Below are 17,067 nucleotides of genomic sequence, written 5' to 3'. Positions count from 1 at the left end.
CCGGGACCGTCAGGGATGTCATGGATACACACTCCGGAAGGAAAAATACCAGAGCATTTTAGTAAGGCTTACTGCTGACGAAAATTGACTTATTGGCAGGTTATAAGTGCGCTCAGTACAGCAATGAATATCCAATGTGGGAGCGGGCTTGCTCGCGAAGGCGGTAGGTCATTCAGCATTTATGTTGGCTGATACACCGCCTTCGCGAGCAAGCCCGCTCCCACAGGGTTTTGTGAAAAGTCAGATTACTTACGCATCCGCATCAATTCCGGCAGCCCGATCTTCAGCAGTCGCGCCGTACGACTCCTCGCCAGTTCCTCAACGCCCTCATGCTCGGTCAGACGGGCCATCTGCGCCGCCATGTTCATCACCAGCGCCTCACGGGAATAGACCCCACCACCGAGCTGGTAGACCGACGCAATCAACTCACGCAGCTCCAGCGGCAGGCGCCAGCGTGTACGCAGCGCCGAACCGTAGGCCGCGCCAAACTCCGCCAGCGCGTCACCGACTTCCTCCCACTCATCCAGCTCGCCACCGGCCTGTTTCCACTCCTGCAAACAACGCAGCAACGCCAGGTCACCGAGACGATGCAGCATGCCCGCGCAGTAGCAGCGCTCCTGATCCAGATCGAGCAGGCGCGCCAGGGTGCGGGCGTATTCCGCCGTGTGCAGCGACAGCCCCCAATAGCGCTCGGCGTAATCCGCCAGGCACGGGTCACTGAGTCTGGCGCTGCGTTTGAGCGCCAGGCCGAGGATCAGGTTCATGCTCTGTCCGGTGCCGAGGCGATGCAACGCCTGCCCCAGGGTCTGCACCGCCACACCATGATGCTGCGCCGCACTGTTGGCGGCGGCGATCAGCACGGCGGTGATCTGCGGATCGGTGCGGATCTCTTCTTCCAGCAGCTTCAGATCGAGGCCATTGGGATTGAGGCTGCGCTTGACCGCCACTTGCACATCGGTCATCAACGGCGCGCCATCGGCCTGCTCGCGGCGACGCTCGAGGAACACCGACAAGGTCATGCCCGGTGCCAGCGTCGGTACTTCGCAAAATACTTCTTCGCCAGCATCCAGCAGCAAGCCCTGCAAACGCTCGGTCAGGCTTTCCATGTTCAGCGGTTTGGTCAGATAGGCCGTCGGGGCCAACGGGATGGCTTCGCGCACGCTGGCGCTGTCGTTGCGACTGCTCATCAGAATGAACGGCAGCGGCGGATTGCGTTTGCGCTGGCGCACGCTGCGCAGCACGCTCAAACCATCAATGCCCGGCAACTCCCAATCGACAATGGCCAGGTCATAAGGCACTTCGCTGAGTAACGACATGGCTTGCTGGCCATCGGCACACAAGTCCAGCCGCGCATCACAGCGCACGTTGAGCAACACTTGTTTAAGCAGGTCACGAGACCACGGATCGGCCTCGGCAATCAGCACTCGGGGTACGGCGGGTAAATCAACGGCGGTCATGCGCGCTCTCCCTTGCAATGCCTGAACCTTAGCCAATGCCGGCCCTTCAATACAGCGCAAAAGGGTTTCCAAGGCATAAAAAAACCCGCCTAAGCGGGTTTTCTCTCAATCCGATCACACAGTGCCCGAAATTACAGCTCCGAGAAGCACTCTTCGATGATCGCCAGGCCTTTGTCCAGTTGCTCGTCCGGCGAGGTCAGCGGTACGAGAACGCGCAGCACGTTGCCGTAGGTGCCGCAGGACAGCAGGATCAGGCCCTTGTCGCGCGCCTTGGCCACCACAGCCGCAACGGCGGTCGGGTTTGGCTTGTGGCTGTCGCCGTTTTCGAACAGCTCGACCGCGATCATCGCGCCCAGCGCACGCACTTCGCCGATCACCGGGTACTTGGCCTGGATGGCCTTCAAACCGGTTACCAGACGCTCGCCGACAGCCTTGCAGCGGTCCAGCAGTTGCTCTTCTTCGAACACTTCCATCACGGCCAGCGCCGCAGCGCAAGCGATCGGGCTACCGGCGTAGGTGCCGCCCAGGCCGCCTGGAGCGATGGCGTCCATGTATTCGGCCTTGCCGCAGACACCGGCGAGCGGGAAGCCGCCAGCGATGGATTTGGCGAAGGTGGTCAGGTCGGCGGCAACGCCCATCTGTTCCATGGCGAAGAAGGTGCCGGTACGGCCAGCGCCGGTCTGCACTTCGTCAGCGATCAGCAGGATGCCGTGCTGGTCGCACAGGGCACGCAGACGCTTCATGAATTCTTTCGGCGCGACGTAGAAACCACCTTCACCCTGCACAGGCTCGATGATGATCGCGGCGATGTCTTTCGGCTCGGCGTCGTTCTTGAAGATGCGCTCAATGGACGCGATCGAGTCGTCGATGCTCACACCATGCAGTTCGTTCGGGTACAGCGCGCGGAAGATGCCGCCTGGCATCAAGCCCATGCCGGCCGAGTAAGGCACGACCTTACCGGTCAGGCCCAGGGTCATCATGGTGCGACCGTGGTAAGCACCGGTGAAGGCGATCACGCCGGCACGGCCAGTGGCGGCACGGGCGATTTTCACGGCGTTTTCCACGGCTTCGGAACCGGTGGTCACCAGCAGGGTTTTCTTGGCGAAATCACCTGGCACCTTGGCGTTGATCTTTTCGCACAGCTCAACGTACGGCTCGTAGGCCAGCACCTGGAAGCAGGTGTGGGTCAGCTTGTTCAGCTGTTCGGTCACGGCGGCGATGATTTTCGGGTGCACGTGGCCGGTGTTCAGCACAGCGATACCGCCGGCGAAGTCGATGAATTCACGACCTTCAACGTCAGTCACGGTAGCGTTCTTCGCCGATTCAGCGAAGATCGGGTGAATCTGGCCAACACCACGTGGAACAGCTGCGGTACGACGGGCCATCAGTTCAGCGTTAGTCTTGCTCATTACAGTCCTCATTCACCGCTCATCGGGCGGCGTGGTTCAAGGATTAAGCGGGAGGAATCGGCGGTGGCAGCATGCGATGATCGACTGTCACGGCGTTCCCGGCCGCAGAGAAAGTTCCGGTTTGAAACGACGCAAAGGGACAGCGCTCTCGTGCCCTTTGCGTTTGCAGCGATCCCTTTCCCGGCTTAGATGCCCAGGCAGAGGTATTTGATTTCCAGGTAATCTTCGATGCCGTACTTGGAGCCTTCACGACCCAGGCCCGAGGCCTTGATGCCGCCAAACGGCGCGACTTCGTTGGAGATCAGCCCGGTGTTGACGCCGACCATGCCATATTCCAGCGCTTCCGCCACGCGGAACACACGACCGAGGTCACGAGCGTAGAAGTACGACGCCAGACCGAACTCGGTGTCGTTGGACATCGCGATCACTTCGGCTTCGTCTTTGAAGCGGAACAGCGGCGCCAGCGGGCCGAAGGTTTCTTCCTTGGCGACAGCCGCGTCTTTCGGCACGTTGGTCAGGATGGTCGGCTCGAAGAAGTTGCCTTCCATCGGCTTGCCACCGGCCAGCACGGTGGCGCCTTTGGCCACGGCGTCAGCGATGTGCTCTTGCACCTTGGCCACGGCTTTTTCGTCGATCAGCGGGCCAGTGGTGGTGCCTTCTTCCAGACCGTTGCCGATCTTCAGCTTGGCGACGGCCACTTTCAGCTTCTCGGCGAACGCGTCGTAGACCGAATCCTGAATGTACAGACGGTTGGCGCAGACGCAGGTCTGGCCGTTGTTGCGGTATTTGGAAATGATCGCGCCTTCGACGGCCTTATCCAGGTCCGCGTCGTCGAACACGATGAACGGCGCGTTGCCGCCCAGTTCCAGCGAGACTTTCTTGATGTCCTTGGCGCATTCCGACATCAGCTGACGGCCGATTTCGGTCGAGCCGGTGAAGGACAGCTTGCGCACGATCGGGTTGCTGGTCAGCTCGCTGCCGATGTCGCCGGCGCTGCCGGAGACCACGCTGAACACACCTTTAGGGATGCCGGCCCGCTGCGCCAGTTCGGCCAGGGCGAAAGCGGAGAATGGGGTTTGCGACGCTGGCTTGAGCACCATGGTGCAACCGGCGGCCAGCGCAGGGCCGGCTTTACGGGTGATCATCGCCGCCGGGAAGTTCCACGGGGTGATCGCGGCGGTTACGCCGATCGGCTGCTTGATCACGATCAGGCGCTTGTCCGGCTGGTGGCCCGGGATCACGTCACCGTAGATACGCTTGGCTTCTTCGGCGAACCACTCGATGAACGAAGCGGCGTAAACGATTTCGCCCTTGGCTTCGGCCAGCGGCTTGCCCTGCTCGAGGGTCATCAGGCGCGCGAGGTCGTCCTGGTTCTCGATCATCAGTTCGAACCAGCGACGCAGCTTGCCTGCACGCTCCTTGGCGGTCAGTGCACGCCAGGCCGGCAGCGCCTTGTCGGCGGCTTCGATGGCACGGCGGGTTTCGGCAGCGCCCATCTTCGGCACGGTGCCGAGGATTTCGCCGGTGGCCGGGTTGTTGACCTTGATCGTCTGACCGTTGTCCGCATCGACCCAAGCGCCATCAATGAAGGCTTGCTGGCGGAACAACTGGGTGTCTTTAAGCTGCATGTCGGCTTTCCTTAACAGCACCGCGGCCTGCGCGGAGCAAAATTATGATTGTAGAAAGGCGCCTCGCAAGGCTGCCGTCAGGGAAATCATCTACCGGGTGAGGCGCAGCGATCGTGCGTTATTCACAGCATCTGCGCATCCACACCCCGTCAAAGAGCGTTTGAAATCTCAAACGGATCGTAGGAGCAAAGGGGGTAAAGGACAATAGGTCGTTCGAAAAAAAGAACAAAAACCCAGCGTTTGCTGGTTTTTTCAGATCAACGCGCAAAAAGCCCCGGCCGCAACCAAACCATAGATCAGCCAGGAAAAAGCGCCAAGCGAGGGTTTTGCAGGACGTTACAGCTTTAAGGAATGCAGCGTTTCACACCGACACGCGCACTGACAAAACCCGCCAAAACCCGGCATGGACGCCCCGAGCCGACCTAGGTATGATGTCGCCCGCTGCACCAGTAGCTCAGCTGGATAGAGTACTGCCCTCCGAAGGCAGGGGTCGTGGGTTCGAATCCCGCCTGGTGCGCCATGAATTGAAACGAGAAAGCCCCGGACTGTGATGGTCCGGGGCTTTTTTGTGGGCGCGGTGTTTCATGCGACGACGGTCACTCCGTCGTCCAGTCAAACTCATCGTAATCGTCGTCTTCCTCTTCTTCCCCAACCTCCTCAAAAACCTCGTCTTCTTCCACGACGTCTTCTTCCGACTGGTTCAGCAGAAACTCCTTGCGCGCCTCGGTAATCGCGCGCCGCATCTCCTCGCCCTTCTGCGGGCAGTTGAGGAGTTGGGCGATGCGGTCGATTTTTGCTGCCACTTTGTTCTCCAGCGCTTCAGCCATGGCCCGATAGTGCGCGTTTTTGCCGGGCAATGCCAAATGGCTGGGTGAACAAGCGGTCAGTTCTGGCGGATTTTTTCGAGTCGCCGGTCGAGGTCCACGCCGGGGTAGCGTTTGTGCAGGTTGTTGTATAGCGCGTCAGCGGCTTGCAACTGACCGGAGTCGCGCAGGCGCAGGACTTCGCGCAGCTGCGTATCTAGGCCGTTGGCTGGGGCGGCGGCGCGTTTGTTGAGTTTGGCTTGGTCGGCGCTGATCGCGTCGCTTTGCATCGGCGCGGCCATTTCCATCATCGGCGCCGGCGCGGACATGGCCGCAGCGGGTGGAGCGGGCAGTGATTGCGCTTCCGGGGCTTGTTTACGCGCCAATGGCGCGGCCGGTTTGGCCGCCGGGGCGAAGTCGAATTGCGGTTGTGGTTCCGGCGTGTGTTGCACCAGCGACAGCATCAGTGCCACACCGACCAGGCTGGCGAAGGCGACCTGCCAACGCGGTTTCTGACAGGCCCGCAGCCAGCGTTGCCACAGGCCTGGCTTGGGCACCGGTGTTTCGCGGAGAGCAGCCTTGAGGATGAACGCATCAAGGTGCGCCGGCGGTTCAACATTGTGCTGTTCGCGTACATGTTTGATCACAGATTCTTCGGGTGTCTGGCGGGCGTCAGTCATGTCAGTACCTCCTCGGCCAGCAGCCGACGCAGTTTATGCTGGGCGTAGCGCAAGCGGCTCTTGACGGTTTCCAGCGGTGTTTCGGTGAGGCTGGCGATTTGTGCCAGGTCGAGGTCGCCGTGGGCACGCAGCAGGAACACTTCGCGCTGATCGGCAGGCAAGGTTTGCAGAGCGCTTTCCAGGCGCTGGCTGTCGCGGCTGAGGTTCAGTAATTGTTCGGGATCATTGGTCTCGTCGCCAATCGCATGCAGCTGTTCGTCGTAGCTGTCGTGCAGCGGCTGATGTGCGCCGTGTTTGCGCCAGTGATCGATCAGCCGATTGCGCGCAATCTGGAACAGCCACGTACGAAACGTCGCCCGGCCCTGTGGCTGACTGGTGCTGCGGATCAGGCTCAGCCAGGTGTCCTGAAAGACTTCGTCAGCCAATTCCGGTTTGCCGCTCAATCCAAGCAGAAACCGATACAAACCCTGACGATGGCGCGCGTACAAAATCTCGAACGCCGCGCCGTCGCCCTCGCGATAACGCGCCAGCAGCGTTTCATCGCTGCTGGCGGCCGCGCTGTCTGGCGTAGCAAACAGCTGACTGATGAAGCCTTTCAATCGGCTCACTATTCAATCCGTCGCTCAGTGGGCATCGCATTCGATGCGGTTGAGGCGCGCAGGCTTTGCGCCAGTTCCACCAGTTGCACGAACTCGTTGCGCAAGCCGAAGCGGTCGTCGCCCCGAGCGCCACGGGCCAGGGTTTCGGTGTCCTTGAGGCTGAAGTCGCCGGTGTAGCGAGCGTCCTTGAGCTGCTGGGAAAACGCCGCCACTGCCGCCGCGAAACGCAGGTCCTCACTGGCCGGTGCGAGCTGATTGGCAATCGGCCGCTCGATCAGCAGACTTTTCCCACCTTCGGGCTGTTGATAACGCACACGCAACATCGCCAATTCTCCATCCTTCGCAGCAACCACCTTCTCCGATTTACCGTAGCGCAGCGGTTCCAGCCAGCCCTTCTCACCTGTCGGAGCAATTTCATACAGCGCGGTCACCGTGTGTCCTGCGCCGACTTCACCGGCATCGACTTTGTCATTGCTGAAATCCTCACGCTTCAAGGCGCGGTTTTCGTAGCCAAGCAGGCGATATTCACTGACCTGCGCCGGGTTGAATTCCACCTGCAATTTGACGTTTTTCGCCACCACCACCAGGGTCGAACCGAGTTGATCCACCAGCACTTTGCGCGCCTCGCGCAGGTTGTCGATGTAGGCGTAGTTGCCGTCGCCGGCGTCGGCCAGTTGCTCCATCAAGTGTTCATTGTAGTTATCCACACCGAAACCCAGGGTAGTCAGGGAAATCCCGGTTTTGCGTTTATCCACAGCCATTTGTTTGAGGCTGTCGAAGTCGCTGACGCCGACGTTGAAGTCACCGTCGGTGGCCAACAGGATGCGGTTGATGCCTTTGGGAATGAACGCCTGCTGCGCCATTTGATAGGCCAGTTCGATGCCCGACGCGCCAGCGGTTGAACCGCTTGCGGTCAATTGCTCGATGGCTGTGCGAATTTTGGCTTTCTCGTGTCCGGACGTTGGCTCCAGCACCACACGGGATTCGCCGGCATACACCACCAGCGACACCCGATCCTGTTCGCGCAACTGATCGACCAGCAGTTTCAATGTGCTTTTGACCAGTGGCAGCCCTTCGCGGCGATCCATCGAGCCGGACACATCCACCAGAAACACCAGATTCGCCGGGGCCAGCTCCGCCACAGCCCGGTCAGAGGCCTTGATGCCGATGCGCAGCAGGCGGGTGTGCGGATTCCACGGGGTGGCGGCCAGTTCGGTGGTTACGCCGAAGGGCGAACCATCGGTCGGCAGCGCATAGTTGTAGGGAAAATAATTGACCAACTCTTCCAGCCGCACCGCGCCTTCCGGCGGCAGGCGTCCCTGATTGAGCAAACGCCGGACATTGGCGTAGGCGCCGGTATCAACGTCAGCGCTGAAGGTCGAGACCGGAGCCTCGTCCACGCTGTGGATCGGGTTGTCGGCTAGCGCCTGATATTGCTCGCGCTGTTCGTCACGATAGCCTTGTGAATAACTTTCCGGGGCCGGCATCGCCGCGAAACTGGCCATCGGCGCCGGTCGCGCACTGCGCTTGGCCATGGCGCCATCGGCGATCAGCGCCTCATGCTGAATCGACGCCTGTGGCTGGGCCGGCGCCGGAACGGCAGCCGATTCGGGATTGGAAGACACGCCGCAACCGGCGACGGTCAACAACACACCGACGGCAACGGGTCGCAGAAAAGGCAGGGAGCGGGACATGGGGGCTGACCTCGGGATGAAAGTGATCCATTCATCCACTGAGACGGGCAGCCCTTTCAGATCGGGTTAAACCCCGCTGAAAATTTTTTCAGCGGTGATAACGCCGTACCACGCTGCTGTTACGCAATACGTGGCCTTTGATTTTGTCCATCAGTTCGGCGCGGGTCAGGCCGGCTGGCAAGGCGTCCGGGGCCAGATCCAGGGCGTAAATCTGAATGATGTAGTGGTGGGCGCTGTCGCCAACCGGTGGGCACGGCCCGATGTAATGGGTGGTGCCTTTGGTGTTGGTACCGCCCATGCCTTCGAGATTGGATTTGGCGCCGACGCCAGCAGGGATCTGCCGGGTGGTGGCCTTGATGCCATAGTGAATCCAGTGATCGACGCCAGCACCTTTCTGACCGTCCGGGTCGTGCATGACGATCGCGTAGCTCAGGGTGCCGGCAGGCCCGGCGTTCCAGGCCAGCGCCGGGGACTGGTTCTTGCCACCGCAACCGGCCGCATCGCTCGCGGCGGCCGAGGTGAACAGACGGTTGTCCGAGACACCGGGGATGTCGAGGGTAAAGCGCTCGGCCGCCTGCGCCGGAAACTGCACGCAAAGGGCGACGGCGACGGCCGCCAGCCAAGGGTTGAGAGAGGTCAATCGGGTCATTCCGGGAGTACCTTGTGCAGTTGGGCCTTCGTCGGCCTGCAAACTATAGCTGTACCGTTCGTAGCTTGGCAGTGGCAATTGGCTGAACCTCGCACGGCGGCGCAAACTCGTAAGAGAAATGCCTGTCAGGAGCACGAACATGAGCCTGCACCGTGTCGCCCGTGTCGCCGATGTCCCCGAAGACCGTGGCCTGCAAGTCGAAATCGGCGAGCGCAAGATTGTTCTGCTCCATGCCAATGGCCAACTGCGCGCATTTCAGGGCGAATGCCCACATGCCGGGGCGCCACTGGCTGACGGCGCGCTGTGCAACGGACGCCTGATCTGTCCTTGGCATAAAGCCGCATTTCGCGTCGAAGACGGCGCGTTGTGCGAGCCACCGGCCCTCGACAGTCTCAAGCGTTATCCGCTGGAACTACGCGGCGAGGAAGTCTGGGTCGATGACCAGCCGTTAAACGATGCGCACACACCGCCAGAAGATGACCCGCGTACATTCGTGATTGTCGGCGCAGGTGCAGCCGGGACGGCGTGCGCGGCCGCATTGCGGGAAAAAGGGTTCGGTGGCCGGATCATCATGCTCGACCGCGAAGCGGATGCCGGTTACGACCGCACGGTGCTGAGCAAATTTGTCCTCGCCGGCGAGATGTCGGCGCAGGAAACCCCGCCGCTGCGCGATGAAGATTTTTATCAAGAGCAGCGCATCGAACGCCAGCAAGGCGCAATCACTGCCATCGACGCTTCAGCGAAAACCCTGCATTTGCACGACGGCCAATCCCTGCGCTACGACGCCGCAGTGCTCGCCACCGGCGGCGAGCCCAATCCGCTGCAACTACCCGGCGCCGACCTGCCGCAGGTTTTCGTCCTGCGCTCGAAAGCCCAGGCCGAACAGATCATGCGCACCGCCAACCCCGAACAGCGGGCGCTGATCATCGGCGACAGCTTTATCGCCCTCGAATGCGCCTCGGCCCTGCGTCAGTTCGGCCTCGACGTCACAGTCATCGCCCGCCACGCCATCCCGTTTGCCGCGCAATTTGGCGAAGCGGTGGGCAAGGCGATCCGTGCGCTGCATGAACAACACGGGGTGAAATTCATCACCGATCACGAAGCCCGGGAAATCACCGGTGATGGCAAAGTCGAGGCGGTGCTGCTGGACAACGGTTTGCGCGTTTCGGCGGATCTGGTGCTGGCGGGGGTTGGTGTGCATCCGGCCACAGAAGCGTTCGCTTCGCTGCCGAGGGAGAAAGACCAGTCACTGCGCGTCGATGCCGGCCTGCGGGTCTGCGAAGGTCTATGGGCGATTGGCGATATCGCCACGTTCACCCTGAGCGGCCAGCCGCAACGCATTGAGCATTGGCGCCTGGCCCAGCAGCACGCACGCATCGCTGCCGCCAACATGTTGGGTGCCGATGAACATTATCTGGATGTGCCGTTTTTCTGGACCTGGCACTTCGGCAGGAACTACGACTACCTTGGCCATGCCAGTCAGTGGGATGAAATCGAGTTCAAGGGCGAGCCCGAGCATCCGCCCTTCATCGGCCTGTTCGGCCACAACGGCGTGGTGGTTGCCGCTGTGGCATGCGAGGAGGAGCGGGCCATGGCGATGCTGGCCGAGCGGATGAAACAGCCGCTGACGATGGAAGACGCGTGGGAACTGATTCGCTGCTGAATGCTGAACAATGTAGGAGCGGCCGAAGGCTGCGATCTTTTGATCTTGATTTTAAAGATCAAAAGATCGCAGCCTTCGGCAGCTCCTACAGGGGAGTCGTTGTTCAGGTGGGGCGATTCACCGGGTCGCGATTGTCATCATCCTCGGCGTGCAGAAAGATCACCCGTGGGTGTTCCGGCGGCGCCAGTGGTGGCGGCAACTCCGCTGGCTGCAGCGGACGAAAGTTCAGCACCACGTGGCTGATATCACCTTCCTGATCGTTGTGGATGGTCATCACCCCGGGTGTGCGCAGCTTCTCCAGGCGGTCATCGCACAGGCGGAAGCTCTTGCTCAGCCCTTCATCATCGACCACCGGTGCCGGCAAACGACGCTGGGCGAAACTTCTGCTTTTGCGCTGCTGATAACGCGCCCAACCAATCAGGATCACTGCGTTGACCAGCGCCACCCACAGGTAGATCTGCAACGTACCCAGAGCCTCGAATGCCGAATTGTCGATGCGCGGCCCACCGGCGTGGGTCTCGATCAACGGCCACAGTCCGCGAATCAGCAGAAACAGCAGGCCGACCCAGGCCAGCACGGTGAGGACCACATCGACCACCACCAGGAAGGGCCGCTGCCGGGTCCGGATGATTTTCATTTGATGACCTCCTCTTCGTCGTCGCCGACCGGTTTGATACCCCGGTCAGGGCTGACCCAACGCGCACGCTTCTGGTGTTGACCAAACAGCACTTTGGGGAAACTGACCAAGGTGGTGAGCAGGCTGACCAGCCAGAACGCGATCGGATACCAGACCACCCAGAACATGGTTCGGCCCAGACCCGGTTCATAGCGCCGGTCGATGATGATGCTGACTGCGAATTGCACCAGGCAGACAAACGCCAGCAACAGGCCGGTGAACGCCGGGGGCATCAGGTGATGCACGGCAATCGATTCCGGCATGACCACGAACTTGCCGACGCCCCAGAAGATCACCGACAGCAGGAAGGTGAAGGCCCACCCGGTCGACAGGCAGTATTCGAACAGCAGCGGCCACAGGTAACGATGGCGGTACTGCCAGATGCCGCGAATGTTCTTGAACAGCACCTCGGCACCACCCTGCGCCCAGCGCAGGCGCTGCTTCCACAGGCCGCCGAGGGTCTCCGGCATGAGGATCCAGCACAGCGCACGCGGTTCGTAGAAGATGCTCCAGTGATCGAGTTGCAGCTTCCAGCTGATGTCGATGTCTTCGGTGATCATGTCCGGGCTCCAGTAGCCGACCCGGTTCAGCGCCGTACGGCGGAACGCGACGATGACCCCGGACACGGTGAAGATCCGCCCGAACACCCGTTGCGTGCGCTTGATCAGCCCGATGATCGATGAGAACTCGCCAACCTGCACTCGCCCGACCAGCGTCGAACGCGTGCGAATCCGCGGGTTGCCGGTCACCGCGCCGAGGCGCGCGTTGTCGAGCATCGGCGCCACCAGATAGGCCGCCGTGTTCGGCGCCAGCAGCGCGTCACCGTCGATGCACACCAGATATTCGCTGCGCGCAGCAATCGCCCCCATGCGCAGGGCCACAGCCTTGCCCTGGTTTTCTGCCAGATGCAGCACCCGCAGGCGTGGGTCTTCCTGGGCGAGCCGGTCGAGCACTTCGGCGGTGTTGTCCTTGGAGCCGTCGTTGATCGCAATGACTTCGATGTTCGGATAGTGCTGGGCCAGCGCCGCGTGAATCGTGTCGGCAGCGTTTTCGCCTTCGTTGTAGCAAGGGATCAGGATCGAGATCAGCGGCTCGCCTTCCAGTGGCGGCGGCAAAGTGTCGTCCTTCCATGGCCAGTGGCGTTCCCAGTGCAGCCAGAAATACAGGCCGCCGGCAATCCACAGGCCGGACATGAACAACGGGTAGAAGAACACGAAGTCCATCAGGAACTGCCCGGTGACCAGGAAGATCAACCCCAGCGGCACGCCGAGGACGAGCGCCAGAACAAGCAGGGCTAACAGTCTATCCAGCATGTCATGGGTTCCATTTGTTGGAGAGCGCAGGCCTTACGGTTTTCAGGTCCGGCAGATTGTCGAGGAAGTTGTCCGGGTAGTAACCGAAACTGGTCGCACCCTGACGCTTGAGCCGGCCCATCCAGTCGGCCAGTTGGGCGCCGTCGATGTCGGCCTGATCCTTTTTCGTCCAGTCGCGGGCCTGCAGTTCGAAGACTGTGCGATCCAGTGCACCGGGGCGCTGTTTGATCTTCGCCACCAGTTCTTCAAGCCACGGGCCGGATTGCGCCTGGGTCTGTTTTTCCATCAGCGGCATGGCCATCGGCGCCGTCCAGTCGTAGGTCACGAGGAAGTCGTCGAGGTTCTGCGCAAACCAGGCTTCGCTCTCAGGATTGAGTACCGGCTCGGCGAAGATGTTGCGTGCGGTCAGCACTTGCGGGCCACGGATCGCACGTACCTTGGCGGTCAGCTCATTGGTGAAGTCGATCAGGTATTTGCTCTTGAACCGCGTCCAGCGCTGCATGGCTGCCGGATCATCGCGAAGCGCAGCAATGGACCCCGGCAAGCCGTGCGCGGCATACGCCTTCAGGGCCTCGGGGCTGGCGTCTTCGAAGTCCGAGAGCACCGCGTCGTCGTGATAGAGAATGCCGTCGACCGAGGTCAGGCGCGCCACGTCTTCGTAGATTTCACCGATGATCTGCCGTACTTGCGGATCGAACGGCGACAGGCGCTGATACTGGCCCGGATCGACCGAGGTGGTGCCGGTCTGCGGATCCCAGCGCGTGACACGCGGCAACTTCGAATCGAGGCCGAAACTCAGGACCGGCATCCAGGCGAACACTTTCACGTGCGCCCGAGTGCGCAGTTGCCAGGCGACACGGTCAAAGATGTCGGCGCGCACCGGCAGGTGACGGTTGGGGAAGTACAGCGAGTGCACCAGCCCGTCGCCCTTCGGATCGGCGAAGGCCTGCAGGAACACAGTGTTGGCGCCCATGTCGGCCATGCGCTGGATCAGCTTGCCGAGGTTGATTTCCTGCTGCGCCGGGTCCGGGTCGTAAACGTTGTCCAGATCGACATGCACCACGCGCATGGCGAAGTCCGATTGCACGCCGACGATGCTGTTGGCGAAATGCTCGCCGTCAGGATCGGAGGCCACCAGGAAGCGCGGACTGCTCATCAGGTTGTCGAGAGCGTCCAGACCGTCATCCAGGGTCAGGGCCATCTCGTAGCCCTGCTCGCCGACCACGGTCAGCGAAGTACCGTCCGCCGTGCCGTAGGGCCAGACCCAGACTCGCGGTTTCTTGCCGGTGACCTTGCGGATCTTCTCCGAGATGGTCGCGACGTCGTTGCGGATTCGCGTCTGGAAATCGGCCTCGGATTCGTAGCGTTTGGTCACCGGGTCGTAACGCCGCGTGGCCGCCGCCGGCTGCATGTTGCCTTGCGGGTTGGCGAGGATGCCTTTGTGGCTGGCGTCGGTGTGCGCGGCGATTTCCACCAGACCCGACTGCGAGATTTCCCGCACCTGATCCCAGGTCAGGAAGTCGGAGCGTGCGCGGGGTGCGCCGGCAAAATCCACCGGTTGATTGAGCGGCGTATCGATCCAGGTGCCGACCGGCGCCAGCAACGCGTGCCAGTTGTAGGCGCGCAGCACCGGCAACACGCGGGTATAGAAGCTTGAGTAACCGTCGTCGAAACTGAGCAGGATCGCTTTGGCCGGCAGTTCCGGGCCGCCCTTGCGCGCCGCCATGATCTGATCGACGGTGACCGGCTGGTAGCCGTTCTCGCGCAGCCAGGCCAACTGTTCGATCATGCGCTCGGTGCGCACGGCCACCACGGCCTGATCAGGGTCACGGTCTTCGACGTCGTGATAGGCGATGCCCAGCACGTGGTTTTTCGGCCACGGTTTTTCACTGGCCGCCAGCGGACGTTGCGAGGGCGGCGCGAAAGCCGGGGCTTGCTGGGCGCAGGCGCTGATCAGCAGCACTCCCAGCAGAAGGATGAAACGCGTCATCAAAGGCATCTTCAAACTCTTCTAGAAGCGGAAAGTGAGGTCGACAAGCAGACGCAGATCGGTCTCCCGATCACCGTCGTAGGGCCGGTTGATCACACTGAACAAACCGCCCACCTCGAACACGTCGTTCCAGGCATAACGCTGGCCGTAGCCGAGCATCGCCATGCCGCCGGTGCCGTGGTCGCGCTGGCTGTACGTCCCCGCGCCGGCCTGGAATTGCTGGCTCCAGGAGGTTTCGTAGCGGTGGTAAAGCACATGGTTGACGTTGACCGTCGGCATCACGCTGAAGTCCGACTTCGGGTTGAAGTACGGCACGTCCTCGGAATTGGAGTTATGGCTGGTGCCGACTTCCAGACCGGCATCGACCTGCACGTTCGGCGCGCTGTAAACGCCCTCGCGCCCGGTGAGCAAGGCCTCGACGCGGTTGTTGCCATCACTGAAGTGCGACGGGCTGACCGACAGGCGCCACTCGCGGCTCTCGTTGGCGCGCCAGCGGATGAACGCGTTGCCGCCGTTGGCCTTGATGTCGCTGTTGAGCGCACGCAACGGCGTCTCGGCCGACAGGTAGGCGAAGCTGCCGCCGTACTGCCAGTTGTCGTTGATGTCGCGGGCAATCGCGATGCGTGCGCCCTGTTTGGCGCCGTAACCGTAATCGTGATTGGAAACTTCGGCTTCCAGGCTCATGTCACGGGTGCGCCGTTCCAGGCCAACGCGCTGGAAGCGGTCGGTGCCGGTGCCTTCGGCGAAATCGCCGGTGGCATAACCGGCGCCGACGAACACCCGCCAGTCTTCATTGATCGGCGGGCTGTACAGCGTGCTCTGGATGCCGAAATCACGGCTGCCACTGACCGCGCCCGCACCACCGCTGCCGCCGCCCCCATTGGCTTTGCCGCCGTAGGCTTCGACGCGCAGTTCGGACATGTCGTGCACTTCACGCTCACGGGCCGCGCGCTGCACCTGACGGTTGTCGGGAAAACGCGCGACCACGTCATCGGTCAGCGCATCCATTTGCCGCCATTCCTGCAGGGTCATCGCGGTGCGCGCCTGAGCCAGTTCCAGGCCCATGTCGCGCGGGGCCATGCTTTCGGTTTCCTTGAGCTGGTTTTCCGCGCGGCGTGGCCATTGTCGGGCCAGATACAGATCGGCCTGGGCCAGACGCAAACCGAGGTTGCCCGGGGCCTGATCGACCAGGGTTTGCAGACGTTCCTCCCCGTGTGGCAGATCGGAACCGTAGGTACCGGCCTGCGCCGCGAGCTGCTGGGCGTCCATCCATTCGTCGTTGGGGTTGCCGATCGGCAAGCCCTTGAGTTCGACGCGCGGCTTCTGGGTCTTGGCCAGATCCTCGGCGACTTTGCGCGCTTCATCGGCGCGGTCACTTTCCAGCAGCGAGTAGTACAACGCGGTGGTGTCTTCGAGACGATCACCGACATCGGCGTCCGGCGCCGACAGCACCTGGCGATACAGGTCAGTGGAGACTTCCGGCTGGCGCTGATCCAGATACGACGCCGCCACCCAGCGCATGGCGTAGGTCGGAATCTTCACGCCTTCGCTTTGCAGCTTCTGATATTCATTGATCACGTCGGCGGTGCGCGCCCGCGCCTTGAGTGCGCCCATGCGGTCGATGCGCCAGCGAATCACGTCATCGTGGGCGCTGGCGTCCGGGGTCCAGTTGGCGAGCAATTTGTCGTAATCGGCCAGCGCGCGGTCGGCGATCACATAGCGTTCTTTTTCGCTGCGGGTGGCGAGTTCGGCCAGACGCACGCGTTCGGCAGCCAGATCACCTTCGAGGCGACGCAGGGTGACCGGGTCGATCAGCCCCGGACGTTGATTGGCCAGACGCAGCGCCGGTTCCGGCAGCCGCGCCTTTTGCAGGGCGACCACGTATTCACGGGCGACTTCCGGCTTGCTGCCGGCACGCATGAACGCCTGATCGTATTCAAACAATGCGTCGTACTGCTTGCCGGCGCGGGTCAGGGCATAGCCCAGTGCGAGACGGCGTGAGGGATCGTCGGGTTTGGCGGCAACCAGAGCCTTGGCGCGGGTCACGGCTTCGTCGGGTTTGCCCGCGTCAGCCTGGGTCAGCGCCAGCCCCAGTTGCAGGTCAGCGTTGTCCGGCTCCAGCGCCAGGGCCTTGTTGTAGACCTGGGTCGCCTGCTCCCAACGCTTGAGGTTGCGATAGGCGCGTGCGGTGGCGGTCAGTGCCTGCACCGGCAGCACCCGGTCACGGCCCTGGGTCTCATAGACCTGCACCACCTCGGCATCGAGGCCGGCCCAACTGGCGATCTGCAGGTGATCGCTGATCTGGCCGGTGGTCGATTGCCCCGGTGGCACCTGGCGCAGCACGTTCAGCGCAGGCGTGGTCTGCCCGGCACGGGCATCACGCACCATCTGATCATAGGCCGTATCGGCAAACGCCAGTGCCGGCCAGAGCAACTGGCTGCACAGCGCAACGCGAAACAACGGGCGTAAACCACGATGTAAAACAGGAACATCTATACGCGGCATT

Annotated in this window: 13 protein-coding genes and 1 tRNA gene; 2 read left to right on the top strand and 12 right to left on the bottom strand. The window is 61.9% G+C overall.

Going from position 1 to position 17,067, the window contains the following annotated elements; genetic code table 11:
* Positions 1–245 precede the first annotated feature (245 nt).
* The 3 genes from QMX91_RS05980 to gabD form a co-directional block, all read right to left on the bottom strand.
* Entirely contained in the window at positions 246–1,457 is a 1,212-nt protein-coding gene (locus QMX91_RS05980) for a response regulator (RefSeq protein ID WP_282412406.1), read from the bottom strand.
* 131 nt (positions 1,458–1,588) lie between these two features.
* Positions 1,589–2,866, bottom strand: coding sequence for a 4-aminobutyrate--2-oxoglutarate transaminase (gene gabT, locus QMX91_RS05975; RefSeq protein WP_003220503.1), 1,278 nt, complete (start codon positions 2,864–2,866; stop codon positions 1,589–1,591).
* Positions 2,867–3,051: 185 nt separating this feature from the next.
* Positions 3,052–4,494 (bottom strand): NADP-dependent succinate-semialdehyde dehydrogenase, encoded by a 1,443-nt coding sequence (gene gabD / locus QMX91_RS05970; protein WP_007963502.1) that lies wholly within the window; start codon positions 4,492–4,494, stop codon positions 3,052–3,054.
* A gap of 443 nt (positions 4,495–4,937) precedes the next feature.
* On the opposite strand from gabD, the gene QMX91_RS05965 reads away from it, so the two are divergent.
* Positions 4,938–5,014: transfer RNA gene (locus tag QMX91_RS05965), tRNA-Arg, on the top strand.
* A gap of 76 nt (positions 5,015–5,090) precedes the next feature.
* On the opposite strand, the gene QMX91_RS05960 is transcribed toward QMX91_RS05965, so the two are convergent.
* From QMX91_RS05960 to QMX91_RS05940, 5 genes are all read right to left on the bottom strand, one after another.
* A complete protein-coding gene (locus QMX91_RS05960) occupies positions 5,091–5,357 on the bottom strand; it encodes a hypothetical protein (RefSeq protein ID WP_225137024.1) in 267 nt (88 codons plus the stop codon).
* Between the two features lie 20 nt (positions 5,358–5,377).
* Positions 5,378–5,977 (bottom strand): hypothetical protein, encoded by a 600-nt coding sequence (locus QMX91_RS05955; protein ID WP_210556900.1) that lies wholly within the window; start codon positions 5,975–5,977, stop codon positions 5,378–5,380.
* Positions 5,974–6,555, bottom strand: a complete 582-nt coding sequence (locus tag QMX91_RS05950; protein ID WP_262415644.1) for an RNA polymerase sigma factor — start codon at positions 6,553–6,555, stop codon at positions 5,974–5,976. The genes QMX91_RS05955 and QMX91_RS05950 overlap by 4 nt, the downstream gene beginning before the upstream one ends.
* A 29-nt stretch (positions 6,556–6,584) precedes the next feature.
* Positions 6,585–8,270, bottom strand: a complete 1,686-nt coding sequence (locus QMX91_RS05945) for a VWA domain-containing protein (protein ID WP_282412405.1) — start codon at positions 8,268–8,270, stop codon at positions 6,585–6,587.
* Between the two features lie 88 nt (positions 8,271–8,358).
* Positions 8,359–8,919 carry a YbhB/YbcL family Raf kinase inhibitor-like protein gene (locus tag QMX91_RS05940; RefSeq protein ID WP_098966595.1) on the bottom strand — a complete coding sequence of 187 codons (561 nt, stop codon included), beginning with the start codon at positions 8,917–8,919 and terminating at the stop codon, positions 8,359–8,361.
* Between the two features lie 139 nt (positions 8,920–9,058).
* Between QMX91_RS05940 and QMX91_RS05935 the strand changes: the two genes are divergently transcribed.
* Positions 9,059–10,582: an FAD-dependent oxidoreductase gene (locus QMX91_RS05935; RefSeq protein ID WP_282412404.1), complete on the top strand. Its 1,524-nt coding sequence runs from the start codon at positions 9,059–9,061 to the stop codon at positions 10,580–10,582.
* A gap of 103 nt (positions 10,583–10,685) precedes the next feature.
* Here QMX91_RS05935 and pgaD read toward each other — a convergent pair whose 3' ends face one another.
* Genes pgaD through pgaA form a run of 4 tightly spaced genes read right to left on the bottom strand, consistent with a single transcriptional unit; the run spans position 10,686 to position 17,066 of the window.
* Positions 10,686–11,219, bottom strand: a complete 534-nt coding sequence (gene pgaD / locus QMX91_RS05930; protein ID WP_135294709.1) for a poly-beta-1,6-N-acetyl-D-glucosamine biosynthesis protein PgaD — start codon at positions 11,217–11,219, stop codon at positions 10,686–10,688.
* Positions 11,216–12,571 carry a poly-beta-1,6-N-acetyl-D-glucosamine synthase gene (gene pgaC / locus QMX91_RS05925; RefSeq protein ID WP_139053644.1) on the bottom strand — a complete coding sequence of 452 codons (1,356 nt, stop codon included), beginning with the start codon at positions 12,569–12,571 and terminating at the stop codon, positions 11,216–11,218. The genes pgaD and pgaC overlap by 4 nt, the downstream gene beginning before the upstream one ends.
* A gap of 1 nt (position 12,572) precedes the next feature.
* Positions 12,573–14,570: a poly-beta-1,6-N-acetyl-D-glucosamine N-deacetylase PgaB gene (gene pgaB / locus QMX91_RS05920; RefSeq protein ID WP_282412403.1), complete on the bottom strand. Its 1,998-nt coding sequence runs from the start codon at positions 14,568–14,570 to the stop codon at positions 12,573–12,575.
* 12 nt (positions 14,571–14,582) lie between these two features.
* Positions 14,583–17,066 (bottom strand): poly-beta-1,6 N-acetyl-D-glucosamine export porin PgaA, encoded by a 2,484-nt coding sequence (pgaA, locus tag QMX91_RS05915; RefSeq protein ID WP_282412402.1) that lies wholly within the window; start codon positions 17,064–17,066, stop codon positions 14,583–14,585.
* Position 17,067 lies beyond the last annotated feature (1 nt).

The sequence above is a fragment of the Pseudomonas sp. PS01299 genome, from assembly GCF_029960145.1.
In the GTDB taxonomy this organism is placed as follows: Bacteria; Pseudomonadota; Gammaproteobacteria; order Pseudomonadales; family Pseudomonadaceae; genus Aquipseudomonas; species Aquipseudomonas putida_A.
The sequence above is the reverse complement of the archived record's forward strand: the minus strand, read 5'-3'. Positions and strand labels throughout refer to the sequence as shown.

Excerpts from the sequence above, each read along its gene's own strand:
- QMX91_RS05935 (WP_282412404.1), top strand. The coding sequence starts at position 9,059 with ATGAGCCTGCACCGTGTCGCCCGTGTCGCCGATGTCCCCGAAGACCGT.
- gabT (WP_003220503.1), bottom strand. The coding sequence starts at position 2,866 with ATGAGCAAGACTAACGCTGAACTGATGGCCCGTCGTACCGCAGCTGTT.
- pgaA (WP_282412402.1), bottom strand. The coding sequence starts at position 17,066 with ATGCCGCGTATAGATGTTCCTGTTTTACATCGTGGTTTACGCCCGTTG.
- QMX91_RS05980 (WP_282412406.1), bottom strand. The coding sequence starts at position 1,457 with ATGACCGCCGTTGATTTACCCGCCGTACCCCGAGTGCTGATTGCCGAG.
- QMX91_RS05955 (WP_210556900.1), bottom strand. The coding sequence starts at position 5,977 with ATGACTGACGCCCGCCAGACACCCGAAGAATCTGTGATCAAACATGTA.
- gabD (WP_007963502.1), bottom strand. The coding sequence starts at position 4,494 with ATGCAGCTTAAAGACACCCAGTTGTTCCGCCAGCAAGCCTTCATTGAT.
- pgaC (WP_139053644.1), bottom strand. The coding sequence starts at position 12,571 with ATGCTGGATAGACTGTTAGCCCTGCTTGTTCTGGCGCTCGTCCTCGGC.
- QMX91_RS05945 (WP_282412405.1), bottom strand. The coding sequence starts at position 8,270 with ATGTCCCGCTCCCTGCCTTTTCTGCGACCCGTTGCCGTCGGTGTGTTG.
- pgaB (WP_282412403.1), bottom strand. The coding sequence starts at position 14,570 with ATGCCTTTGATGACGCGTTTCATCCTTCTGCTGGGAGTGCTGCTGATC.
- pgaD (WP_135294709.1), bottom strand. The coding sequence starts at position 11,219 with ATGAAAATCATCCGGACCCGGCAGCGGCCCTTCCTGGTGGTGGTCGAT.
- QMX91_RS05940 (WP_098966595.1), bottom strand. The coding sequence starts at position 8,919 with ATGACCCGATTGACCTCTCTCAACCCTTGGCTGGCGGCCGTCGCCGTC.